Origin of the sequence: Rhizobium sp. NZLR11 (assembly GCF_019685115.1) — a bacterium.
In the GTDB taxonomy this organism is placed as follows: domain Bacteria; phylum Pseudomonadota; class Alphaproteobacteria; order Rhizobiales; family Rhizobiaceae; genus Rhizobium.
Genome location: NZ_JABDWD010000042.1, coordinates 1 through 22,552, shown reverse-complemented (window position 1 = coordinate 22,552; position 22,552 = coordinate 1). Strand labels below are relative to the sequence as shown.

Annotated in this window: 22 protein-coding genes and 1 pseudogene; 8 read left to right on the top strand and 15 right to left on the bottom strand. The window is 62.5% G+C overall.

Annotation, left to right across the window (positions count from 1 at the left end; translation table 11 throughout):
• A pseudogene (locus HJB83_RS33415) lies at window positions 1-203 on the top strand (IS110 family transposase); the annotation flags it as partial.
• 248 nt (window positions 204-451) lie between these two features.
• Here HJB83_RS33415 and HJB83_RS33410 read toward each other — a convergent pair.
• From HJB83_RS33410 to HJB83_RS33365, 10 genes are all read right to left on the bottom strand, one after another.
• Window positions 452-2,275 (bottom strand): methyl-accepting chemotaxis protein, encoded by a 1,824-nt coding sequence (locus HJB83_RS33410; RefSeq protein ID WP_221133256.1) that lies wholly within the window; start codon window positions 2,273-2,275, stop codon window positions 452-454.
• Window positions 2,276-2,691: 416 nt separating this feature from the next.
• On the bottom strand, window positions 2,692-3,153 hold the full coding sequence (locus HJB83_RS33405; RefSeq protein ID WP_207583152.1) for a plant virulence effector HPE1-like domain-containing protein: 462 nt from the start codon (window positions 3,151-3,153) through the stop codon (window positions 2,692-2,694).
• Between the two features lie 93 nt (window positions 3,154-3,246).
• Complete coding sequence (gene purD, locus HJB83_RS33400) at window positions 3,247-4,530, bottom strand: phosphoribosylamine--glycine ligase (RefSeq protein WP_207583151.1); 1,284 nt, start codon at window positions 4,528-4,530, stop codon at window positions 3,247-3,249.
• 65 nt (window positions 4,531-4,595) lie between these two features.
• The gene (locus tag HJB83_RS33395; protein ID WP_221133255.1) at window positions 4,596-6,530 is read right to left on the bottom strand and encodes a DUF2207 domain-containing protein; all 1,935 of its coding nucleotides are present in this window, start codon (window positions 6,528-6,530) and stop codon (window positions 4,596-4,598) included.
• A gap of 38 nt (window positions 6,531-6,568) precedes the next feature.
• Complete coding sequence (locus tag HJB83_RS33390; RefSeq protein WP_207583149.1) at window positions 6,569-7,831, bottom strand: 3-phosphoshikimate 1-carboxyvinyltransferase; 1,263 nt, start codon at window positions 7,829-7,831, stop codon at window positions 6,569-6,571.
• Between the two features lie 90 nt (window positions 7,832-7,921).
• Window positions 7,922-8,473 carry a LemA family protein gene (locus tag HJB83_RS33385; protein ID WP_221133254.1) on the bottom strand — a complete coding sequence of 184 codons (552 nt, stop codon included), beginning with the start codon at window positions 8,471-8,473 and terminating at the stop codon, window positions 7,922-7,924.
• Window positions 8,474-8,534: 61 nt separating this feature from the next.
• On the bottom strand, window positions 8,535-9,086 hold the full coding sequence (locus HJB83_RS33380; protein WP_221133253.1) for an AAA family ATPase: 552 nt from the start codon (window positions 9,084-9,086) through the stop codon (window positions 8,535-8,537).
• A complete protein-coding gene (locus HJB83_RS33375) occupies window positions 9,083-10,039 on the bottom strand; it encodes a glycine--tRNA ligase subunit alpha (protein ID WP_221133252.1) in 957 nt (318 codons plus the stop codon). The genes HJB83_RS33380 and HJB83_RS33375 overlap by 4 nt, the downstream gene beginning before the upstream one ends.
• Window positions 10,040-10,316: 277 nt before the next feature.
• A complete protein-coding gene (locus HJB83_RS33370; protein ID WP_207583145.1) occupies window positions 10,317-10,508 on the bottom strand; it encodes a hypothetical protein in 192 nt (63 codons plus the stop codon).
• 18 nt (window positions 10,509-10,526) lie between these two features.
• Window positions 10,527-11,387 carry a S49 family peptidase gene (locus tag HJB83_RS33365; RefSeq protein WP_207583144.1) on the bottom strand — a complete coding sequence of 287 codons (861 nt, stop codon included), beginning with the start codon at window positions 11,385-11,387 and terminating at the stop codon, window positions 10,527-10,529.
• Between the two features lie 196 nt (window positions 11,388-11,583).
• Here HJB83_RS33365 and HJB83_RS33360 point away from each other — a divergent pair, with 196 nt between their 5' ends.
• The gene (locus HJB83_RS33360) at window positions 11,584-12,924 is read left to right on the top strand and encodes an Nramp family divalent metal transporter (RefSeq protein ID WP_207583143.1); all 1,341 of its coding nucleotides are present in this window, start codon (window positions 11,584-11,586) and stop codon (window positions 12,922-12,924) included.
• Between the two features lie 152 nt (window positions 12,925-13,076).
• Here HJB83_RS33360 and HJB83_RS33355 read toward each other — a convergent pair whose 3' ends face one another.
• From HJB83_RS33355 to HJB83_RS33345, 3 genes are read right to left on the bottom strand one after another with little or no spacing between them, the layout of a single operon-like run.
• Entirely contained in the window at window positions 13,077-13,343 is a 267-nt protein-coding gene (locus tag HJB83_RS33355) for a hypothetical protein (RefSeq protein ID WP_207583142.1), read from the bottom strand.
• A gap of 41 nt (window positions 13,344-13,384) precedes the next feature.
• Entirely contained in the window at window positions 13,385-14,161 is a 777-nt protein-coding gene (locus tag HJB83_RS33350; RefSeq protein ID WP_207583141.1) for a tRNA1(Val) (adenine(37)-N6)-methyltransferase, read from the bottom strand.
• A gap of 7 nt (window positions 14,162-14,168) precedes the next feature.
• Window positions 14,169-14,396, bottom strand: a complete 228-nt coding sequence (locus HJB83_RS33345) for a DUF2007 domain-containing protein (RefSeq protein ID WP_007632954.1) — start codon at window positions 14,394-14,396, stop codon at window positions 14,169-14,171.
• 108 nt (window positions 14,397-14,504) lie between these two features.
• Between HJB83_RS33345 and HJB83_RS33340 the strand changes: the two genes are divergently transcribed.
• The 4 genes from HJB83_RS33340 (at window position 14,505) to moaB (ending at window position 18,944) form a co-directional block, all read left to right on the top strand.
• Entirely contained in the window at window positions 14,505-15,521 is a 1,017-nt protein-coding gene (locus HJB83_RS33340; RefSeq protein ID WP_207583140.1) for a polyprenyl synthetase family protein, read from the top strand.
• A 132-nt stretch (window positions 15,522-15,653) separates the two neighbouring features.
• Window positions 15,654-17,486 (top strand): tetratricopeptide repeat protein, encoded by a 1,833-nt coding sequence (locus HJB83_RS33335; RefSeq protein ID WP_207583139.1) that lies wholly within the window; start codon window positions 15,654-15,656, stop codon window positions 17,484-17,486.
• A gap of 10 nt (window positions 17,487-17,496) precedes the next feature.
• Window positions 17,497-18,393, top strand: coding sequence for a 4-(cytidine 5'-diphospho)-2-C-methyl-D-erythritol kinase (locus HJB83_RS33330; RefSeq protein WP_207583138.1), 897 nt, complete (start codon window positions 17,497-17,499; stop codon window positions 18,391-18,393).
• Window positions 18,393-18,944: a molybdenum cofactor biosynthesis protein B gene (gene moaB / locus HJB83_RS33325; protein WP_221117944.1), complete on the top strand. Its 552-nt coding sequence runs from the start codon at window positions 18,393-18,395 to the stop codon at window positions 18,942-18,944. Before HJB83_RS33330 ends, moaB begins: the two co-directional genes overlap by 1 nt.
• A gap of 82 nt (window positions 18,945-19,026) precedes the next feature.
• Here the strand turns inward: moaB and HJB83_RS33320 are convergent, their stop codons facing one another.
• Complete coding sequence (locus HJB83_RS33320; RefSeq protein WP_207583136.1) at window positions 19,027-19,341, bottom strand: hypothetical protein; 315 nt, start codon at window positions 19,339-19,341, stop codon at window positions 19,027-19,029.
• Between the two features lie 183 nt (window positions 19,342-19,524).
• A complete protein-coding gene (locus HJB83_RS33315; protein ID WP_207583135.1) occupies window positions 19,525-20,043 on the bottom strand; it encodes a glycosyltransferase family A protein in 519 nt (172 codons plus the stop codon).
• Between the two features lie 139 nt (window positions 20,044-20,182).
• Between HJB83_RS33315 and HJB83_RS33310 the strand changes: the two genes are divergently transcribed.
• Window positions 20,183-21,340: a PA0069 family radical SAM protein gene (locus tag HJB83_RS33310; RefSeq protein WP_207583134.1), complete on the top strand. Its 1,158-nt coding sequence runs from the start codon at window positions 20,183-20,185 to the stop codon at window positions 21,338-21,340.
• Between the two features lie 326 nt (window positions 21,341-21,666).
• Entirely contained in the window at window positions 21,667-22,356 is a 690-nt protein-coding gene (locus HJB83_RS33305) for a ribonuclease HII (protein ID WP_221133251.1), read from the top strand.
• Window positions 22,357-22,552 lie beyond the last annotated feature (196 nt).

Below are 22,552 nucleotides of genomic sequence, written 5' to 3'. Positions count from 1 at the left end.
GCGGCGGCCGCGGCAAGGTGCGGGCTGTGCTGTTCATGGCCGCCCTCGTCGCCAGTCGGTACAACCCCGACCTCAAGGCCTTCCGCGACCGTCTGGTCGCGGCCGGCAAGCCCAAGATCGTCGCAACCGTCGCAACTATGCGCAAGCTGCTCACCATCCTCAATGCCATCATCAGGGACGGACGACCATGGCAAAACGCTTGACAAATAAGACAGTCGCTCTCCCCGTAAACGGCGCGAGGGGACTTGCCCCGCGAGGGGTAGATGGGGACGGAGAGGTCGCGGCATGTCCCCCTTCGCCCCGCCTGCGGGGAGAAGGTGCCGGGCGGATGAGGGGCTGCTCTCGCCGAGCAATTTCATTCATGCTGATAGGCGTCCAAAACGGCACGGCCGCCGGAGAACCGACGGCCGCTAAGAATTTGGTGATGAAACGCCGATTGTCCCCGCGCCGTTTAAGCGGCGCGGCGACCCTGATGCATGGCCGGAGCAATGTTTTCGCCACTGACGCGGAAGCCGCGGATGAGATCGATCAGCTCGTCGGTGTCGGTGGCCAGCGTTTCCGCCGAGGCCGTGGTCTCCTCGGCCATGGCGGCGTTCTGCTGGGTGGCGGCGTCGAGCTGGTTCATCGACGACGAGATCGAGCGCAGCGTTGTGTCCTGTTCGGAGGCGCTGTGGGCGATCTTGGCGACGATCTCGTTGGCAGCCTTGATCTGGTCGGAGATGCGCTTCAGCGCCTCGCCAGCCTCGCCGACCAGTCGGACGCCATGGTCGACCTGGCTGGAAGAACGAGCAATCTGGTCCTTGATCTCCTTGGCCGCAGCGGCGGAACGCTGGGCAAGTTCGCGGACTTCCTGGGCGACGACCGCAAAACCCTTGCCGGATTCGCCGGCGCGGGCCGCCTCGACGCCGGCATTCAGCGCCAAAAGGTTGGTCTGGAAGGCGATCTCGTCGATGACGCCGATGATCTTGGTGATCTCCGAGGACGACTTCTCGATGCCGCTCATCGCTTCGATCGCCTGGGTGACGATCGCATCGCTGTGGGTGGCTTCGGTGCTGACCGAATGGACACGTTTGCTCGCCTCATGGGCGCCGTCGGCCGTCTGGCGGACGGCGACGGTGAGTTCGTCGAGGGCCGCCGAGGTTTCCTCGAGGCTTGCCGCCTGGCGCTCGGTGCGCTGCGACAATTCGTTGGAGGCGCGGCGGATCTCTTCCTTGCTGGTGCCGATATCGGTACCCTTGGCGCTGACCTTGGCCATGGCGGCTTCGAGATGCGACAATGCATCGTTGAAGTTGTCGCGAAGGGCGGCATATTTCTGGCCGAGATCGGCGCAGCGGACGGTGAGATCGCCACGCGCAATCATCTCCAGCGCCTGGCCGATCGTCGTCACCACCCGGGCCTGGAGCGTCGCTTCGTCCTGTTGCTGGCGCAGGTTGTTCTCGCGCTCGTTTTCCAGCGCCAGCTGCTGGGCCGCCTCGCGATCCGACATCGCATGGCGTTCCCTGATCTTTTCTTGCAGCGACTGCGTCGCCTTGGCCATCATCCCGACTTCGTTGTTCATGCCGGTATGCGGAATGGCGATGGAAACGTCCTCTTCGGCCACCGCCTTCAGGGCGGCATGGACGCTGTTGAGAGGGCCCGAAATGCCGCGGATGACGACATAAGCGGCCAAAATAGCAAGGAAGAACAGTATGATGCTGCCGGACAAGGCGGTCAGGATCGTGCTGTTGATCTGGGCATCGAGATCTTCCATGTAGACGCCGGTGACGACGACGACCTTCCAAGGGTCGAAGGCCAGTGCATAGGCCGTCTTACGAAAATCGCCAGCCGGCTGACCCGGTTTGGCTGTGGAATAATATTCGACGAGACCGCCACCCTGCTGCCCGAGCCTGACCAGCTCTTCGCGATAGAGCTTGCCCTTGCTGTCCGGCTGGCCCTTGTTGATCTGCCCGATTTTCGAGGCATCGAAGTGGAACATCATCTGGATGTCGTAGCTATAGCCGAAGAAATAGCCATCGGGATCGTATTTCATTGCATTGACGGTGGCGTAGGCCTGCTTCTGGGCGTCCTCAAGCGTCATTTCGCCCGCGGTGACCTTGGCCTGGTAAAGCTTGAGAACAGAGACCGCCGACTGAACTTCGGAACGGAGCATGTCATAGCGTTCCTTGTAGATCGCATCGACCGAGGAGCGGATCTGCAGGGACGTGGCGATCGCGAAGGCGATCATCAGGCCGATGACCAGCAATATGAGCTGCTTCGATATTTTGAGATTTTTCATGAATCCTCGCAACGGGAATGGTGGGGCATTCCGGTGCGGTCTTCTACCGCTTGTGCGAGCGCGCCCAAGAAGACGACGCGTCTACCGCTGCTAAAAACAACATGCTGCGACCGGTGAGTAACAATTGAGGCTTATCCGATAAGAAAGCTTTAATTTTACTGTTTACGACGCGAATTCCCTAAAAATCTGGGGGCACCGACAAAGCAGAACCGCCGGACGTTCATCCGGCGGTCTGCAAGGGCCGAAATCCGCGCCCATTTTTCCGCATATGTTCCAAAACAGGAATGCACCCTCGCTTCTCTTCGAGGATGCATCCGGTCCACCGAAGTGGAACCCCAAGCGATCGAAACCTTGATCAGGCAGGGGCAGGGAACTTTCGTCTTTACGCAATTCCGGACGTTAAAACCGAAGTTGCTTTAAAAACGCATCTTGAATTCGGAAACGTTAAGCGTCGCCGGTTGTTCCGCCATGCCGGCGGCAACGGGCTTGGTGTCGCTTCCGATGACGGCTGCGGTCGTCGCGCTCATATCGATGCCATCGGCAGGCGGGGTCGGCGGCATGGCCGCAATGATCGCTTCCGGGGTCGCCTTGCTGACGAAGACGACGGGTGAGCCGCCCATCCAGCCTTCGGTGCGATAGATCTTCTTTTCGCCGCCGACATCGCGGACTTCACTGGCCTGGAGGACGCCGGGCTTAAGTTCCGGCACCTTATAGTCCTTCTTGACGAGTTCGGCCTGCAGCGGCGGGCAATTGACACAGGTTTCGGTGACGATGCTGCCGTCAGCGTGCGGCGCGGTCTTGCCGATCACCTCGATCGAGGACGCCATCGCCGAACCTGCCATCAGCAGGATTGCCGCACCGAGGAAAATCTGACGCATCAACGCACCTCCGTCTCACTGTGAGAGCGGTATAGCGCAGCTTTGTTTCCATCCCGTCAGGGGAAAGGGTAAAAATTTAAAGAACGCCGCGGTTTATACTTTGTCCGAGCCCGTTTCGCGCTCGATCGCCCGCCAGCCGATGTCGCGCCGGCAAAAGCCGTTTTCCCACCTCACCCGGTCGAGCAGCGCGTAGGCGCGGTCCTTGGCGTCGGCCACCGTGCCGCCCGAGGCGGTGACGTTCAGCACGCGGCCGCCGGTCGCAACCAGCGCGCCGTCCTTGAGACCCGTGCCGGCATGAAACACCTTCTCGCCCTCGCCTGCCTCGGGCACGGAGAGGATGGGCGTATTCTTCGCGTAGGCGCCGGGATAGCCTTTGGAGGCCATGACCACTGTCAGCGCCGGATCGTCATTCCATTCCGCCTTCAGCTGATCGAGCGTGCCGTTGGCGGTGGCAAGCAGCAGCGGCAGCAGATCGCTCTTCAACCGCATCATCATCACCTGGCATTCGGGATCGCCGAAGCGGACATTGTATTCGATGAGTTCCGGCCCCTTCCTGGTGATCATCAGCCCGGCGAAAAACACGCCGGAGAAGGGATGACCGCTCTCAGCCATGCCGCGGATCGTGGGCTCGATGATCTCCTTCATGGTGCGCTCGACCATTTCGGCAGTCATGACAGGCGCCGGCGAATAGGCGCCCATGCCGCCGGTATTGACGCCGGTATCGCCCTCGCCCACCCGCTTGTGATCCTGGGCGGTTGCGAGCGGCAGCGCGTTCTTCCCGTCGCAGAGGCAGAAGAAGCTTGCCTCCTCGCCATCGAGATAGGCTTCGACGACGACTTCGGCGCCGGCTTCGCCAAAGGCGCCCTCGAAGCAGTCGTCGACGGCCGCCAAGGCTTCATCCAGAGTCATCGCAACCGTCACGCCCTTGCCGGCGGCAAGGCCGTCAGCCTTGACGACGATCGGCACGCCTTCAGCGCGGATATAGGCTTTGGCCTTCGGCCCATTGTTGAAGCGCTGGTAGGCGCCCGTCGGAATGCCGTAGCGGGCGCAGATATCCTTGGTGAAGCCCTTCGAGCCCTCGAGTTGGGCGGCGGCGGCGGAGGGGCCGAAGACCGTCAGACCGTCGGCGCGCAGCCGGTCGGCAAGGCCGGCGACCAGCGGCGCTTCCGGGCCGACGACGACGAAATCGATCGCCTTCTCTCGGCAGAAAGCGGCGACTGCTTCATGATCCTCGATATTCAAGGGCACGAGGATGGCGTGTTCGCCTATGCCGGGATTGCCGGGTGCGGCGTAGAATTCCGTCATCAACGGCGATTGCGCCAGCTTCCAGGCGAGCGCATGCTCGCGTCCGCCCGATCCGATCAACAGAACCTTCATGCGCCACCCTTTCCTTTTGCCTCTGGCGGTTAAGGGCCAAGGGCCGAAAGGTCAAGCGGGAAAGCTTACCAGCCGCCGCCCCCACCGCCTCCGCCACCCCCGCCGGACGAACCGCCGCCGGAAAAACCGGAGGACGAACTCGAGGGCGGCGGCGCAGGGATCGTCGAGGCGATGGTCGAGGCCATCGACGAGGAAAAGCCGCCGATGCGGTCGGAAAAGCTGCCGCTGTTGAAATTGCCGGAATACCAGGCGGGCGCATAGGCGGCAGCCGCACCGGCCGCGGCGGCTGCAAGCCAGGTCTCGAAGGTGCGCGACCAGGGTTTTTCGACCCCAAGCGCCACGGCATAAGGCAGCAGCGTCTCGAAATGCCGCGGCGACATTTGCGGGGCGCCCGCCGTGTTCATCCGGTCTTTCTCGGCCAGCGTCAAATATTGGCGCAAGCCGTCTATGCCATCCATCATCTTGGCGCCGAGCGGGGTCGGCGCGCTCATGATGAAGAAATAGAGGATGTTCAAAAGCACGATGCCGCCGACGGCAAAGAGCATCGGCGTTTCATGCAGTTCCACCAGCGACGAGGCAAGCGCCATAACGACGACCGCAAGAATGCTGATGCCGACGAAAACGCCGACCGCGGTGGCGATGATGGCGATGATCTTGCCGAACAGCGACGTGCCGCGATGCAGCGACCTGACGAGGGCGGCAGCGAACACGGCAACAAAAACCGCGATGGCGGTCGGGATCAGCATCAGCGCGATCGTCTCCGGTTCCAGCGAGCCAAAGACGAACAGCGCCACCAGGGCGGCGGCGCTGAGCGCGATGCCGCCTGCGGTATAACCGAGGTTGGAATTGTAATATTTGCCGCGGTGCTCCTTCTCGATCGCCGAACGGAAGGCCTGGCCGACGGATTTGACCCGCTCGCCATTGGCCTTGTCGATCGCCAGTGTCGAACCCGCACCGCCGGCAACCTTCAGCAATTCGATTTCGCCGGCCTGGAATTTCTCCTTGCCGAGCGCTTTACCGGTACCTTGGATGACGATTGAATTCTTCAGGTCTTCGAGCTTGACGTAACCGCGGACGGCAAGATTGAGCGCCGTGGCCGACAGCGCGGTCCAGCCCTCGCCGGAGAAGCCCTTATTGTCGATGTAGTTGACCAGCGCCGGCGAGATGCCATCAGGTGCGTCCCAGCGCGGCACGACGACGCCGCGGGCGGGATCGCGGCCGACTTTCAGCCAGGACCAGGTGTAATAGGCGAAAACCAGGATCAGACCGCCGAAGCCGATGAAATAATTACGGTTGTCCTTCAGCCACCATGTGCTTTCCATATCCGCGCTCGGCGGATCGATCGACCCTTTCGGCATGCGGATCGCGAAAGTCAGGCCCTCATTGGCGTCAAGCGGCGCGGTCGTTGCAAAGACCAGGCCGGCGCCGGTCTCGTCGACGCTGGCGTTCTTTCCCGTCCCGCCCTGAGGGCCGGTAAAGAAGACCGTGTCGGTGGCGGTAACACCCGGCGGCAGCGTCACCGTCGCCGTGGCCGAGCGGATCGGGAAGATCCAGCCATTGCCGGTGACGTTCCAGTAGAGTTCGGCATGATCGTCGAAATAGCGGATCTGGCGGTTGGTCCGGTAGGTGAAGACATAACGATGACGACCCGGCGTCACCCTCACGTCGGCAGAACCGGCATAGATGCGGATGCCGCCCGAAATCGATTCGGTATGCCAGGGCTCATCCGCGCCGTCGCGCTGCACCGAGACCATATTGAAATCGACGCTGCGGCGACGCTCTGCGGCATCGGTGAAGTAGAGCGGGAAATCACGAAAGATGCCGTGATTGATCTGGTTACCCTCGGCATCGACGGTGATCGTTTCCGTCACCGTCATCGCGCCGCTCTTTTCGAGTACGATGTCGGAGGCGAAACTGTCGATGACCTCGGCGGCAAAGGCCGCCGGAGCAGCGAACATCCACAGCAGTGCAAAACAAAACCCGAAAAACCGACGCCCCATCCCTGTCTCCCCGCCGGCAGCCTCGGCTGCACGTTACCTCAATCTTTGTCCTGATATGTCACGCCGAGGGCGGCGAGCGTCCGCCAATAGGCGGGGAAGGTCTTGCCGACGCAATCGGGATCGAGAATGGTGATGCCGTCGATCTTCAGCCCGGCGAGCGCGAAACTCATGGCGATACGGTGATCGGCAAAGCTGTCGATCTCGGCCGGAAGACGCTGTCCTGCAAGTGCGGGATCGGACTTTACGATCAGATCGTCGCCCTCTTCGCGGGCAAGCCCCGGAACGATACCGTTGAGGCCGGTCGAGAGCGCCCGGATACGATCGCATTCCTTGACGCGCAGGTTGGCGATGCCGACGAAGCGAACCGGCGTCTCGTTGAAGGCGGCAAGCACCGCAAGCGTCGGGACGGCATCCTGCATCTGCGAGCCGTCGATCTCCGCCGGCAGCTGCGGAAAACGGGCGATCATGTCGTAGGCGCGCGCATCCGGCTGCGAAAAGGCGTCGGAGGGAACGCCGAGATCGATCGCGCCGCCGGTCAGGACCTCGGCGGCCCAGAGGTAGGTGGCAGCCGAGGCATCGGGCTCGACGATGAAGTCGGCGGCGCGGTAGCCGGTCGGCTCGACGCGCCAGGTGACGGCGCTGGTCTTTTCGACCTTGGCGCCGAAGGCTTTCATCGCCGCCGTGGTCAGATCGATATAACCGAGCGCGCCGATATCCTCGCCGACCAGTTCGATATCGACCGGCCGGTCGCCGCCGGCCGCCATCATCAGCAGCGCCGAGACATACTGGCTGGACAGACCGCCATCGATGCGGATGCGGTCGGCCTGGAAGCGGCCGGTGCCTTTGACGGTGACCGGCGGGCAGCCGGTTTCGGCGCTCGCATCGATGCCGAGGGTGCGCATCGCCTCGACCAGCGGGCCGATCGGGCGCTTGCGCATATGTTCGTCGCCATCGACGATCACCGTGCCGTCGACCAGGGCGGCCGCGGCCGTCAGGAAGCGCGTCGCCGTGCCGGCATTGCCGAGGAAGAGCGGCGCTTTCGGCGGCAGCAGCCTGCCGCTGCCGGTAACGACGAAGCTGGTATCATCGGGCTCGTCGATCACAACACCCATGGCGCGCAGCGCATCGGCCATATAGCGCGTATCGTCGCTCTTCAGCGCACCGGTCAGCCGGCTCGTGCCCTTGGCGAGGCCGGCGAGCAGCAGCGCGCGATTGGTGATCGACTTCGAGCCCGGCGGCATGGCGCGGCCCGAAAGCGGCTTGCCCGGCGGGATGATCGTGAGTTTGGCTGTGCGTGTCATGCTGAGTCTTCCGTCCATGGGGCGAGCCTTATCGGCCGCAGTCTGCCCCTGCTCTTAATCGCTTTTTCGCAAAGGCAAAATGCCGGATCGTCAGAATTTCACGCTGGGAACGGCGCGGTCGGTCTCGTTGGTGATTTCGAAATATTCCCGCTTGGCAAAACCGAATTGGCCGGCGACGAGATTGGAGGGGAAGCTTTCGACCTTGACGTTCAGGTCGCGGGCGGCACCGTTGTAATACCGCCGCGCCATCTGCAGCTCGCCTTCCATGGTTTCCAGCGAGGCCTGCAGCTCGGCAAAATTCTGGTTGGCCTTGAGATCGGGATAGGCTTCGGCGAGCGCGATGACCCGCCCGAGCGCTTGGCCAAGCAGGCCTTCCACCTGCGCCCTGCCGGCAACATCGCCTGATGGCACCGCCTGCGCCTTGTTGCGAAGCGAAACCACCTCTTCGAGCGTGGTCTTTTCATGGGCGGCATAACCCTTGACCGTCTCGATCAGGTTCGGGATCAGATCGGCACGGCGCTTCAGCTGCACGTCGATGCCCGACCAGGCTTCCTCCGCCATCTGCCGGGAGCGAACCAGGCCGTTGTAGATAAAGACGACGTAGAGCACGACCAGAACGATGACGCCAAGTGCAATATACATCGCGAATCCCCCGCAGCGAAGTAATGTCCGGGCGGAGACTACGCAGGTTTCCCGGTTGCCGTCAAACGCCGATATCTCCGAGGATTCGGGCCATCGTGTGCTCCGGCGAAAGGCCTGTCGTGTCGATTTCGACGGTGCGTTCAGCCAGTCCGCGCAGCAGTTTATAGTTTGCCCGCAACCGTTGCAGCGTTGCCGTATCCGTCAGCTTGAGCGCCTCGGACCGACCGGGAGAGGCAAGGCGCCTGGCATTCTCTTCCGGCGCACAATCGAGCAGGATCGCCACAAGATTAACGCCTCTTGCGGCAGCCAGATCGCGATACCAGGAGAAGACCGCACTATCATCTGCGTCATCCGAGAGCGCATCGGTGAAGACGAAGCTTTCGGCCGGGTCGGCGCGCACGGCATGGTCGAAAAACGCCTGGCGGATCTGCCCGCGCAGCGATGCGTGCAACGGATCGCTGCGGGAGAACAGAGCCTCGGCCGGATTGAGCAGCGTGTGATTGTCGATGAGCCGCGCGCCGAGCCTTTCAGCCAGCAAACGGCCGACGGTCAGCTTCCCGGTGCCTGGCCAGCCGTTGATATGGACGATACGGCTGGCAGGCTTTTGCGTCACGCCGCCTCTTTCGACAGGTTGACGCCGCCAGCGTCGGTCAGCAGGAAGGCTTCGCCGCAGGCCTTGGCGAGGGTGCGCACGCGCAGGATATAGCTCTGGCGCTCGGTGACGGAGATGACGCCGCGGGCGTCGAGCAGGTTGAAGACGTGGCTGGCCTTGATGCACTGGTCATAGGCCGGGAAGACGCATTTGTGCAGGCGCTGGTTGGCGTTGTCGGCAGGCGCGCCGGCATCGAGCAGCGCCCGGCATTCCTTCTCGGCATCGACGAAGTGGCGATGCAGCATCTCGGTATTGGCGAATTCGAAATTGTGGCGAGAGTATTCCTGCTCGGCCTGCAGGAAGACATCGCCATAGCTGATCTTCTCATCACCTTCGCGGCCGTTGAAGTTCAGGTCGTAGACATTGTCGACACCCTGGACATACATGGCGAGGCGTTCGAGGCCATAGGTCAGTTCGCCAGCGACCGGCGAGCATTCGATGCCGCAGACCTGCTGGAAATAGGTGAACTGCGACACTTCCATGCCGTCGCACCAGCATTCCCAGCCGAGCCCCCAGGCGCCGAGCGTCGGGCTTTCCCAGTCGTCCTCGACGAAGCGGATATCGTGCAGCAGCGGATCGAGACCAATTGCCGAAAGCGATCCGAGATAAAGCTCCTGCAGATTCACAGGGTTCGGCTTCAAGATGACCTGATACTGGTAATAATGCTGCAGCCGGTTCGGGTTTTCGCCGTAGCGGCCATCGGATGGGCGCCGCGACGGCTGGACGTAGGCGGCCTTCCACGGCTTGGGGCCGAGGGCGCGCAGCGTTGTGGCGGGGTGGAAGGTGCCGGCGCCGACTTCCATGTCGTAGGGCTGTAGCACCGCGCAACCCTTGTCCGCCCAATAGTTATGCAGGGTCAGGATCAGCGCCTGGAAGGAGCGCTTCGGGTTCATATGGTCTGGCATAGCTGACATGAAACGGCACCGATTGCTTAGAGATTATCGGCGCGACAGGTGCCATGGAGGGCGGCAGGGGTCAAGAGTTTTGCGCGGGTGGCAACGCTGTGTGGAGAGAGCCTCTGCCCCTCACCCTAACCCTCTCCCCCTAAACGGGGCGAGGGGACGTGCCCTGCGAGAAGCCAGCGAGGGACGGAGACGTTGCGGCATATCCCCTTCGCCCCGTTTGCGGGGAAAAGGTGGCGGCAGCCGGATGAGGGGCAGCCCCGACGCGCGGCAAGCGGAGCTGTGGCGCCTATTCTCCCTCGCGCTTCAGCCGGTATTCCCCGGTCACCGGATCCTTGACCAGCGTGCCGATCGCGCCGGTCTGGCGCTCTTTCTCAGCCCGGCGCGACTTTTCGGCGAGCTTGCGGGCATCGGAGACGAAGCGGCGATAGAGCCACCAGGCTGAGAAGACCAGGATCAGGATGGTAATAAGCTGCGGCATGACCCTATTCTGCTCCCCTCAAAGCCCGAAACGGCTCCACAATGCTCTTTCTTCCGCGGCTTCGGCAAGCCCTGTGGCAAGACCGGACGCCGCCCCTTCGAGCGACACCGGCGACACGCCGGGAATGCGGCGGCCGAGCAGGCCGCGGCCGGCGGTGACAAGCTCCAGCTTGGTCTTCTGGCCGTAGCGCCGCTTCAATTCCTGGCGCATGTCGCCGAGGCCATCGATGAGGCCGAGCTCAAGGCCGCGGGTGCCGCTCCAGAACAGGCCAGAGAACACCGCCGCATCATCCCGCAGCTTGCCGGCGCGGCGTTCGCGCACCATTGCTATGAAAACATGGTGGATTTCGAGCTGCAGGCTCTTCAGGTATTCGATGTCCTTTTCCTTTTCGGGCTGGAAAGGGTCGAGGATCACCTTGTTTTCGCCGGCGGTGTAAACGCGGCGCTCGACGCCGATCTTCTTCAAGAGCTCGGGAAAGCCGAACCCGCCGGAAACGACGCCGATCGAGCCGACGATCGAGGTGGCGTCGGCAATGATCTCGTCGCCGGCAAGGGCGATCATGTAACCGCCGGACGCGGCGACGTCCTCGACGAAGACCAGCACCTTCTTCTGCTTCTCGCGAGCGAGTTCCCGAATGCGGGTGAAGATCAGGCGGGACTGGACGGGCGAACCGCCGGGCGAATTGATCGAGATGGCAACCGCCGGCGCGTCCTTCATGGCGAAGGCCTTCTCCAGAACCGGAGCGACATTGGCGAGATTGAGGGCCGGCCGGAACTGGCCGCCGCCGCTGACGATCGCCCCCTGCAGCCGGACGACCGGGATGGTGATGCCGTCCTTGCGGAACCGTTTCGGCAGCAGCTTTCTCAACAATCCAGCCATCTCTTATCCTTCGCTTCGGGTCGCACGATCGTCAATCCGCGATCGGCATCCATGTATGCGCTGGAACGACAAACGCAATGGCTGCGTTCTCGAAACATCGGACCTGAAAACATCGGATTGATTTTGTTGTTGCGAATGACTTGCATTATCATTCTAATTCGTCATAGTGCAGACACGATAAACAGGTGGAAATCGCATGGATGCCCTGAATCCGAATGCAAGAAGCGGCTGGCGGCACGAACGCGGCGAGGCGTCGCTATCGGATGTCTACCGCACCGTCGGAACCGGGCGTCACAGCTCGAGATGGCGGCGGGCGGCCGCCTTCGCCGGACCGGGCTACATGGTCGCCGTCGGTTACATGGATCCCGGCAATTGGGCGACCTCGCTCGCCGGCGGCTCGAAATTCGGCTATGCGCTGCTCACCGTCGCGCTGCTTTCCAACCTGATGGCGATCGTGTTGCAATCGCTCTGCGCACGTCTGGCGATCGCCTCCGGCCGTGACCTCGCGCAGGCCTGCCGCGACGCCTTTCCGAAATATGTCTCGATACCGCTGTGGGCCTTTGCGGAAATCGCCATCATCGCCACCGATATCGCCGAGGTGATCGGCACGGCGATCGGCCTCAACCTGCTGATGGGCATCCCGCTCGAACTTGGTGTGCTGATCACCGCGCTCGACGTCTTCGTCATCCTCTTCCTGCAGAAGCTTGGTTTCCGCTGGGTGGAAGCCTTCATCATTGCGCTGCTCGGCGTCATCGCGGTCTGCTTCGGCGTGCAGATCCTGCTTGCCGACCCGCAATGGGGCGCCGTCGTCACCGGCTTCTTCCCGACGACGGAGATCGTCACCAATCCGGAGATGCTCTATCTGGCGCTCGGTATTCTCGGCGCGACCGTCATGCCGCACAATCTCTACCTCCACTCCGGCATCGTCCAGACACGGGCCTATGGCCATACGGTTCCCGAGAAGAAGGAGGCGCTGACCTTTGCGACGATCGACTCGACGGTGGCCCTGTGCTTCGCCCTGCTGGTCAACGCCTCGATCCTGATTCTCGCGGCTGCCGCCTTCAATGCGCATGGGAAGACCGATGTCGTCGAACTCGGCGACGCCTATTCGCTGCTGTCGCCGCTGCTCGGTCTCGCCATCGCGCCGACGCTGTTCGGCATCGCGCTCTTATGCTGCGGCCTCAACTCGACGGTGACGGCAACACTTGCCGGTCAGATCGTCATGGAAGGCTTCCTGAAGATCAGGCTGAAACCTTGGGTGCGCCGGCTGATCACCCGCGCCATCGCCATCGTGCCGGCGGCGATCGTCACCATCTGGTATGGCGACCAGGGCACGGCGGAGCTTTTGATCCTCACTCAAGTGGTGCTCAGCCTGCAGCTTTCCTTCGCCGTCTTCCCGCTTGTCATGTTCACCGCCAGCAAGGCCAAGATGGGCGAACTCGTCGCGCCGCGCTGGCTGAGCGGCATCGCCTATCTGATCGCAGTCGTCATCGCCGGCCTCAACGTCAAGCTGCTCTTCGACTTCGTCACCGGCTAACGAAAGTGCGGCGCCGGCTGCGTGCGGCGGTCCGGGACTAAGAAACGACAGCGCGGCGCATCGACCTTGGTTGATGCGCCGCGCTTTGATTTGTCCGCCATTCATCGATCGATTTGGATCCACCAGGTCTCTAACTGCGGTTTTCCGACCATTCAGGAGAGTTCCGATTTGGCCAGGAGATGGGCATCGCCGCTGTCGTCTCGGACGGCCACGCCGGATTTCAACATGTCAAGCAGATCGGCGCTGAAGGCTTGCTCGCCGATCTCAGTCGTTAGCTGCAGGATCTCGCTTTGGACCCGATGTCGGTAAAGCGCCACCTGTGCAGCGTCATGCGGGATCCACTGATATCCTTTGTCATTATAGGCAGCAACGATGCGCAGAAGATCGAGCAGGCGCTTCCGCGGGTCGGATATTGTCACAAATCATCCCTCGCCAATGAACAGCTTCGATGCACGCGCTTTCAAAGCCTGGCATAGGCCGCCCGGCCATTGTTGAAATCATCGACGAGAGGGGAGAACTTATGGCTGCCTTCTTCGTGCATGATCAGAGGCGCGCGCAGCGACAGTCGAGCCCGCGATCCCTTGATCGCCGTCATCAGGATACGGACGGCGTTTTCACCCTGGCGCGGATGAATGGTAGTGATCTCGATGCCGCCAAAACGCCGGCCACAGGCGATAACGATCTCGGCGATCGATTGCGGCCTTGCGATCAGCGACAATTGCCCGCCCGAGATCATGATGGCGCCAGCCGTGCGGATCCAGCTTTCAAACAGGCCGTCGGTCATCGCATGGGCTTCGGCCTTCAGCGCATCCGGCGTGCGCCGGTCGCCGGCGTGGTTGAAGGGCGGGTTCATGATGACGTGGTGGAAACTCTCGTCGATGAGACCGGCATCGTTGCGCGCCTTGGCAGTCAGCGTCACATCGGCTTCGACGACGCTGACGCGGGCGGCGAAATGGGCATTTTCGGGCAGAAGGATGCTGCGGCGGGCATAATCGGCCATCTCGGCCGAACGCTCGAAAAGCACCACGTCCGCATCGGCAAGGCGCGAGGCGACGGCAAGGCCGGCAGCACCAGCGCCGGCGCCGAGATCGGCGACCCTGACCGGCCGATCGTCAGCGACGAGGGCGCCAAGCAGCATCGCATCCATGCCGGCGCGATGGCCCCTGCCCTTCGGCTGCACCAGATGGAAGGCGCCGCGATGAAAGGCATCGATGGTTTCGGCAGGCTCCCCGGTCATCGGGCGCTCACTTCCTGTCGCGCAATTCGCCGCCGAGGCCGGCGTCGGTCAGGATGCGGCGCGCCTGATCGGCCATCTCTTCATCCACCAGCAGGCGGCGCGGCAGCATGCCGAGCGAGCCTTCCAGGACGCTCATGCCCTGATCGGCGATGAAGCAGTGAATTCCGGCATCCTTCATCAAACTCTCGGCAAAGGAGAGCAGAACGGGGTCGTTGGCGCGGATAAGTTCATGCATTTGCCGTCGTTTTCCTTCCAATTTCGTCTTGCGCGACAATTCACCCCTTGCCGCGTCCATCGCCCCTTTCTATTGTCAGATGCAAAGAATGAACAGGAGTCCGGGTCGTTGGGCGTGGTCATACCGCTTGAAGAAAGCAAAAACAAACTGGCATCCATCAAGCCATTGGTCGATCTCACCAGGGCGGACATGGAGCGGGTGAACCAGCTCATTCTGTCCAAGGCCGGCTCCGATGTGCAGATGATCCCCGAAGTGGCGAACCATCTGATCTCGTCCGGCGGCAAGCGGTTGCGGCCGATGCTGACGCTGGCGTCCGCCTCGCTGTTCGACTACAGGGGCGAAAACCATGTCAAGCTCGCCACGTCAGTCGAGTTCATGCACACGGCGACGCTGCTGCATGACGATGTCGTCGACGAAAGCGATCTGCGCCGCGGCAAATCGACAGCGCGGATGATCTGGGGCAACCAGGCAAGTGTGCTGGTCGGCGACTTCCTGCTCGGCCAGGCCTTCCGCATGATGGTCGATGTCGGCTCGCTCGATGCGCTCGACGTCTTGTCTTCCGCTGCCTGCGTGATCGCCGAAGGCGAGGTGCTGCAGCTTTCCGTCGCCAAGAACATGGAGACGACGGAGGACGATTATCTCTCTGTCATCCGCGCGAAGACGGCCGCCCTCTTTGCCGCTGCCGCCGAAGTCGGGCCGATCGTCGCCGAGGCCGGTCGCTCCGGTCGCAATGCATTGAAATCCTATGGGATGAATCTGGGGCTTGCCTTCCAGCTCGTCGACGACGCGCTCGACTATGGCGGCAAGGCGGCCGATCTCGGCAAGAATGTCGGCGACGATTTCCGCGAGGGCAAGATCACCCTGCCGGTCATTCTCGCCTATCGCCGCGGTACCGAGGACGAGCGCGCCTTCTGGCGCGATGCGATCGAAGCCGGCAACAGCACCGACGCGAACCTCGAAAAAGCGCTCGGGCTGATCACCAAATACGGCACGCTCGCCGACACGATCGGCCGCGCGATCCATTACGGCACGATCGCAAGGGACGCGCTTGCGCCCCTGCCCGATACGGTATGGAAATCCGCCCTGATGGAAGTGATCGATTTCTGCATCGAGCGTGTCAACTGATCACACATGCTCGATTGCGGGCTGATTTTCTTGCAGCGCCGCTTCAAAAAAGCCATCCTGTTATGAATCAGTGAGCGCAACTGGTTTGCGACCGGCACCAGTGTCGGGACGCTGTCGAAGAAAGGTTTCCTAATGCGGCAGAGAATTGCCATCCGTCTTCTTACGAGCGCAGCGCTTGCCGCTGTCCTTTCGCTGGGCGGCGTCGGCGGTGTCAACGCCGAGGATGCGGCCAAGGCGAGTGAAGCCGGAACAACCGACAGCTTCGATGCCGATAGCGTTACCACTTTCTCCGGCGCCTTCCTCGCGGCGCGCACGGCCGATGTCGACCATGACTATGAAACGGCGATCGAACTCTACAAGAAGGCGCTGCAGATCGAGCCCGGCAATCCCGAGATCCGCCAGCGGCTGATGATCTCGCTACTGCTCAATGGCGACATCAAGGACGGCGTCAAATATGCCAACGACCTGAAGGGCGATCCGTCCGTCGAGCGCATTACCACGATCGTGCGCGGTATGGATGCCGTGCGCCGTGATGACTACAAGACCGCCGAGACCATCCTCAAATATAACGGGCCGAACGATCTCGATCGGATGATGAACGACCTGCTGCTCGCCTGGGCTCGCGTCGGCGCCGGCCGCGGCAAGGAAGCGCTCGTCATGGTCGAGAAGATGAAGGGGCCGGACTGGGTCGGCATCTTCCAGAATTATAATGCAGGCGCGATCGCCATCACCACCGGCGACGTGAAATCCGCCCGAAAGCATCTGAACGATGCCGTGCTCGACAAGGAGGGAGGTGCGACGGCGCCCGACACCTTCATGCGCGCAGTGATGGCACTTGCACGCCTCGAGGCAATACAAGGCAATAAGCAGAAGGCGCTCGACGCCGTCTCCGTCGGCGACAATCTGCTGCCGAACTATGCGCCGTTGAACGCGCTGCGCGCCAGTATCGAAAAAGACGAAAAGCAGGAACAGCAGGTCAAGACGGCCGAAGAAGGGGCCGCCGGCGTGCTGTTTTCGGTCGGCGGCGCGCTGAACCGCGACGGCGCCGAGGATATCGTCTCGCTTTACCTGCAGACCGCCAATGCGCTCGACCCGAACAGCGCCGATACGCTGGTGCTGCTCGGCGGCATCGCCGAGAAGCAGAACCAGATGGACCGCGCCATCGCGCTCTACAAGAAGGTGCCGGAGAATTCGCCGATGCGGCGCATCTCCGAACTGCAACTCGGCCTCGCCCTTGCCCAGGGCGGCAAGGTAGACGAGGCGCGCAAGCACCTGCAGGCGCTGATCGCCTCCGACCCGAAGGATATCCGCAGCTACCTCGCCTATGGCAGCGTGCTCTCCGACGCCAAGGACTACGAGGCGATGGCGGCCAATTACGACAAGGCCGTCGAAGCGATCGGTCCGATTCCCGGCCGTGCCAACTGGAGCGTCTTCTTCCAGCGCGGCATCGCCTATGAGCGGCTGAAGAAGTGGGACCAGGCGGAACCGAACTTCCGCAAGGCCCTGGAGCTCAATCCCGACCAGCCGCAGGTGCTGAACTATCTCGGCTACTCCTGGATCGACATGAACCGGAACCTCGACGAAGGTCTCGGCATGATCAAGAAGGCCGTCGACCTTCGCCCAGACGATGGCTACATCATCGATTCGCTCGGCTGGGCCTATTTCCGCCTCAACCGCTTCGACGACGCCGTCGACGAACTGGAACGGGCAGCACAGATCAAGGCCGGCGACGCCACGATCAACGACCATCTCGGCGATGCCTATTGGCGCGTCGGCCGCAAGCTCGAAGCCGTTTATCAGTGGAACCGGGCGCTCGCCTCCGAACCCGAAGCCGCCGAGGTCCCGAAGATCAAGGAAAAGGTCGCCAACGGCCTGCCTGCCGCCAGCGACGATGCCAAAGCGGCCGACAAGAAGCAGCCGGATCCGGCACCGGTCACCCCGCCGCCGGTCGACAAGAAATCCTGACGGGCGAGACATGCCTGACGAGGGCATATCAGGCGCTTTCAGTGTCACCGAAGAGGCTCGCGCGAAGATCAACCTCGCTTTGCATGTGACGGGCCAGCGGGCAGATGGTTATCATCTGCTCGATATGCTGGTCACTTTCGCAGATTGCGGCGATCGGCTGAGCTTCTTGCGCGCGCCGGCCGACGCGTTCTCCCTGTCGGGCCGTTTCGGCGAGACGCTTGCCGGCGACGGCGAAGCCAATCTGGTGCTGCGGGCGCGTGATTTGTTGCGCGCGGCGGTCGGCCCCCTCGCCTTCCCCGTTCACATCCACTTGGAAAAGAACCTGCCGATCGCCTCCGGCATCGGCGGCGGCTCAGCCGATGCGGCCGCGACGCTACGCGGGCTGATGCGGCTCTGGGAGACGACCTTGCCCGTGGAGACGCTCGCGCCCTTGGCGCTGCAGCTCGGCGCCGACGTGCCGATGTGCCTTGAGAGCCGACCGCTGATTGCCCACGGCATCGGTGAACAGATCGAAGCCGTGCCGGATCTGCCCGCGTTTGCCATGGTGCTCGCCAACCCGCTGAAGGGTGTCTCGACGCCCAAGGTTTTCCGCCGACTGGCGACAAAGAACAATCCGGCTCTGAACCTCGCTCCGGGTCTTCGTGGGGCTACCGGCTGGCTCGCGGCGATTGGCGCTGCCCGTAACGACCTGGAGCCGCCTGCGCGCGATCTCGTGCCTGAGATTGCGGCAATCTCGGCGATGCTGCAGGCGCGCGGCGCGCTTTTGGCTCGCATGTCCGGTTCCGGCGCCACCTGTTTCGGGATCTTTGCCAGCATGACGGCCGCGCAAGATGCGGCGGCAGCTCTTCACGCCGAGCGGCCCGACTGGTATTTTCAGGTAACGGAAACGGTTTCAGGAGGCATGTGATGGCTGGTCTGGAAGAAAAGCGGCCCTTCATCGCCGTCGGCATCGCGATTCTCACAGTTTCGGATACGCGCACTCCGGAGACGGACAAGTCAGGCGACACGCTGGCGGAGCGAATTACCGAGGCGGGCCACAGGCTGGTCGACCGAGCGATCGTGCCTGACGATCGGGAGAAAATTGCAGCCCGGGTGAAGGCCTGGACCGAACGGGACGAGATCGACGTCGTCATCACCACCGGCGGCACCGGCTTCACCGGCCGCGATGTGACGCCTGAGGCGCTGGAACCTTTGTTCGAAAAGCGCATGGACGGCTTTTCCGCCATCTTCCACCGCATCTCCTATGAGAAGATCGGCACGGCGACGATCCAGTCGCGCGCTACGGCAGGCGTTGCAAACGCCACCTTCATCTTCGCGCTGCCGGGCTCGCCCGGCGCCTGCCGGGATGCCTGGGACGGCATTTTGAAAGGGCAGCTCGACTACCGCAGCGCGCCGTGCAATTTCGTCGAAATCATGCCGCGTCTGGACGAGCATTTGAAACGCGGCGCGGCGAAATAATGCATGTCGCCCGGGAGTGTGCCGCGGTTCCGGGATACCGACATTCATAAAACAACTAAAGCGGGCCGCGCTTTTGAATTCGCTATATGGCAAGGCCCGGCAAAGCGGGCATCGTTTCCCAGCTATCACCCGACAGCAGGATGCAGCTGATGCCATGAACATCCGTGACGACGAGCGTCCAGGTTCCGCTTTCGGCGGCATAGACCTCGAGAACGGCGTTCTGGTTGACCAGGCCGACTGCCGTCAGCTTTTCAGCGAAGTTCCTGTCAAGGAAATTGACGACGTCGGATCGGCCTGCGCAACTGAGCATCGTCTGCGATGCTGCCGAATGCGGATGCGCGATCATCAATGTCGGCAATATGACGGCCAGCAGGCCGTAGACCATACCGTGTGCCATGACGCACCTCCTTTCGCCGGGACCCCGGCAGAAGAGGAGATTTTCGCTGACCTGTTCTGCCGTCCACCGGCATTCCATGGCCATCCGTTGCGAAGCGAGGCGCTTCGGCGGCGCCATCGACGAATTATAGCGCAAAATTCCATTGGGCGCCATCTTTGCGCGATGACGGGAGGAGCGCGAATATTACCGCGCGGCTCTGGCGACCCAGGAGGGAATCAGTTCGCTCGCGAGCTTGCGTGGCTTCTGACCCTTGGCGAACTCAGCAAGGCGCATGCCGCTATGGGCAGCGGCGAGCGCCTGTTTCTTCGGCATCAGCAAACCAAGCTCCAGCGGCGGCACGGCGCGGCCGAGGCGGCGGAGGAACGGGCGCCGGTAGCCGCGCGAGGCGGTGAAACGCGCCGGCAGCTTGTTCAGCGCGACATATTCGGCGATCTCGTCGATCCAGCCGGCCTGGGGTCTGGCGCCCGGCTCGACGAAAAGCAGCCATTCGCCGCGGGCCGAGCGGACGATGTCCTTGATATCCCACTGCGAATGAAAACGGCAGCCGGCGGCGTCGGCGACCCGCGAGGTGCCGTCGCGCGAGCCGTGATCAAGCACGACCACATCGCTGACGAGCCCCTCCACCGCGCCTGCCACCAATACCGATAGGGTCTGCGCCAGCTCAGATTCCTGATCCTGACATTCGAGAACAACCGTCAACATTGCCTATTCATAATGCGCCGCACAAAATTTTGCCAGCGGCGTTTTCCGCATTTTGTTCTTGCATTGTTCTTGTTTTGCGGATAGGAATTTAATCATCAAAACGGGCGGGAGCGATGCCTTTCCGTCACGGGAGAATCCGATGAGAGAGCAGTCCCTGGCAGGGCAGGCCGCATTCGCGCCTGCCAACACAGCAGATATTGCCGATGCGATGATGGTGTCTTCCGGCCTGCGGATCGAGGTCGATCGGCGGCGCGGGCGTGGGGCGGGACTGAACCCGACCGGGCGGTTCGAGGCGCTGCAGCGGGAAACCATCGATGACGGCTGGCAGACGCTGGAAGAGCTTCCGCCGTTCAAGACCGACGTGCAGATCGAGAAACCCCGCACGGCCATCACCCGCAACGAATCGCCGGATATTCCCTTCGACCGTTCGATTAATCCCTATCGTGGCTGCGAACATGGCTGCATCTATTGTTTCGCCCGGCCGACACATGCCTATATGGGGCTCTCGGCGGGGCTCGATTTCGAGACGAAGCTCTTTGCCAAGCCGGATGCGGCAAAACTGCTGGAGCGGGAACTCGCCAAGCCGGGTTATAAGGTGCGGGCGATCGCGATCGGCACCAATACCGACCCCTATCAGCCGATCGAGAAGGAGTGGCGCGTCATGCGCGGCATTCTTGAGGTCTTGAACAAGGCGAACCATCCGGTATCGATCGTCACCAAGTCGGCGATGATCCTGAGGGATCTCGATATTCTGCAGGATATGGCGGCGAAGAACCTGGTGCGCGTCGGCATCTCCGTGACCACGCTCGACCGCAAGCTTGCCCGGACGATGGAGCCTCGCGCCGCCACGCCGCCGCGCCGGCTGGAGACCATTCACACGCTGTCGGAAGCAGGCATCCAGACGGCTGTGATGGCCGCCCCGCTGATCCCGGCGCTGAACGATCACGAGCTGGAACGCATCCTCGAATCGGCCAAGGCTGCCGGCGCAGCCGAGGCGAGTTATGTCATACTGAGGCTGCCGCTCGAGGTCAGCCCGCTGTTTCGCGACTGGCTGCTGCAGCACTACCCCGATCGTTACCGGCATGTGATGTCGCTGGTGCGCTCGATGCGCGGCGGCAAGGATTATGATGCCGAATTCGGCAAACGTATGAAGGGCGCCGGTCCCTATGCCTGGCAGATCGCCCGGCGCTTTGAAATGGCGGCAAGACGTTTCGGCCTGACGCGACGCGGCATGCCATTGCGCGACGACCTGTTCGTGCCGCCTGATGGTAGCGGCGTGCAACTGTCACTGCTGTAACCGTTTGTTTTACGCAATTCTGGGCAACAGCGCTTCGCGCTTTGCCCCGGGGAAAACCGCAAGGCACTTTTCCTGGAATTGACCTGACTTTTTACGCAATTCTTGGCAAAGGCGCTTCGCGCCTTGCCTGGGAAAACCGCAAGGCACTTTTCCTGCAATTGCTTGAAGCTTGCGCATCGGCCCATCGAGAAACCGCCCTGTTTTCGAGCTCCGAGCGCAATTCCCGCGGATGGGCCTGACCGCCACCATCCGCCGGACCCGGTCCCCGACCGCCGCCCTGATCGGGGACTTGCGGGCAATCGGGTTGGCGTGCGAGGTTCAGCCGCATGAAACCTCGCACGCCACCCGATTCTCCGCTGCTTTTCCAAGCGGTTCCGCTGGTGCCGGATTTCCGGCTGGAGCTCAAAGCCCGCAAGGCCGGCCACTGGCCGGTCGCCGGCGCCGACGAGGCAGGCCGCGGGCCGCTGGCCGGGCCGGTCGTCGCAGCCGCCGTCATCCTCGATCCGAAGCGCATCCCTGAGGGTCTGAACGATTCCAAGCAGCTTTCGGCGCAACGGCGCGAGGAGTTGTTCGTGCAGATCCTGGCGACCGCCACCGTCTCCATCGCCTCCTCCAGCTCGACCCGCATCGACGAGACCGATATCCGCAAGGCGAGCCTCGACGCCATGCGCCGCGCTATCTGCGGCCTCGCCATTCCGGCAAGCTACGTGCTGACCGACGGGCTAGACGTGCCGCCCGGCCTCGATTGCCCCGGGCAGGCTGTGGTCAAGGGTGATGCCCGTTCAGTCTCGATCGCTGCCGCCTCGATCGTCGCCAAGGTAACGCGCGACCGGATGATGGCCCGGGTCCATCGGGTGTTTCCGGACTACGGCTTTGCCGCCCATGTGGGATACGGCACGGCGCAGCACCGCGCCGGTATCGAAAAACATGGCCCGTGCTCCCTGCACCGGATGAGTTTTCGGCCGCTGCGCAAGGTCGAGGATGGTCCTGAGATGGACGAGCTGATTTCCGAATAGGCCTGATCAAAAGAAAAGACCTTGGCCTCCGGTCTGTCGAGCGCTTGCCCCTCATCCACTGCCGGCACCTTGTAACTTCCCTTTACCCGCTATTGGCGTAGTACTGCCTGTTGCGGTGGCGGATGGAAGACCGTTGCACCTTTGGGACACCAAGCCCGTGGGAGAGCCTGGGTCTCCGTCCGCCGTTCCATTGAAC

Coding starts and splice junctions, on each gene's coding strand:
- HJB83_RS33310 (WP_207583134.1), top strand. CDS start 20,183: ATGAGAGAGCAGTCCCTGGCAGGGCAGGCCGCATTCGCGCCTGCCAAC.
- HJB83_RS33350 (WP_207583141.1), bottom strand. CDS start 14,161: ATGACCGGGGAGCCTGCCGAAACCATCGATGCCTTTCATCGCGGCGCC.
- HJB83_RS33395 (WP_221133255.1), bottom strand. CDS start 6,530: ATGGGGCGTCGGTTTTTCGGGTTTTGTTTTGCACTGCTGTGGATGTTC.
- HJB83_RS33405 (WP_207583152.1), bottom strand. CDS start 3,153: ATGCGTCAGATTTTCCTCGGTGCGGCAATCCTGCTGATGGCAGGTTCG.
- HJB83_RS33410 (WP_221133256.1), bottom strand. CDS start 2,275: ATGAAAAATCTCAAAATATCGAAGCAGCTCATATTGCTGGTCATCGGC.
- HJB83_RS33365 (WP_207583144.1), bottom strand. CDS start 11,387: ATGGCTGGATTGTTGAGAAAGCTGCTGCCGAAACGGTTCCGCAAGGAC.
- HJB83_RS33315 (WP_207583135.1), bottom strand. CDS start 20,043: ATGTTGACGGTTGTTCTCGAATGTCAGGATCAGGAATCTGAGCTGGCG.
- purD (WP_207583151.1), bottom strand. CDS start 4,530: ATGAAGGTTCTGTTGATCGGATCGGGCGGACGCGAGCATGCGCTCGCC.
- HJB83_RS33375 (WP_221133252.1), bottom strand. CDS start 10,039: ATGTCAGCTATGCCAGACCATATGAACCCGAAGCGCTCCTTCCAGGCG.
- HJB83_RS33370 (WP_207583145.1), bottom strand. CDS start 10,508: ATGCCGCAGCTTATTACCATCCTGATCCTGGTCTTCTCAGCCTGGTGG.
- HJB83_RS33305 (WP_221133251.1), top strand. CDS start 21,667: ATGAAACCTCGCACGCCACCCGATTCTCCGCTGCTTTTCCAAGCGGTT.
- HJB83_RS33345 (WP_007632954.1), bottom strand. CDS start 14,396: ATGCATGAACTTATCCGCGCCAACGACCCCGTTCTGCTCTCCTTTGCC.
- HJB83_RS33320 (WP_207583136.1), bottom strand. CDS start 19,341: ATGGCACACGGTATGGTCTACGGCCTGCTGGCCGTCATATTGCCGACA.
- moaB (WP_221117944.1), top strand. CDS start 18,393: ATGGCTGGTCTGGAAGAAAAGCGGCCCTTCATCGCCGTCGGCATCGCG.
- HJB83_RS33360 (WP_207583143.1), top strand. CDS start 11,584: ATGGATGCCCTGAATCCGAATGCAAGAAGCGGCTGGCGGCACGAACGC.
- HJB83_RS33385 (WP_221133254.1), bottom strand. CDS start 8,473: ATGTATATTGCACTTGGCGTCATCGTTCTGGTCGTGCTCTACGTCGTC.
- HJB83_RS33335 (WP_207583139.1), top strand. CDS start 15,654: ATGCGGCAGAGAATTGCCATCCGTCTTCTTACGAGCGCAGCGCTTGCC.
- HJB83_RS33390 (WP_207583149.1), bottom strand. CDS start 7,831: ATGACACGCACAGCCAAACTCACGATCATCCCGCCGGGCAAGCCGCTT.
- HJB83_RS33330 (WP_207583138.1), top strand. CDS start 17,497: ATGCCTGACGAGGGCATATCAGGCGCTTTCAGTGTCACCGAAGAGGCT.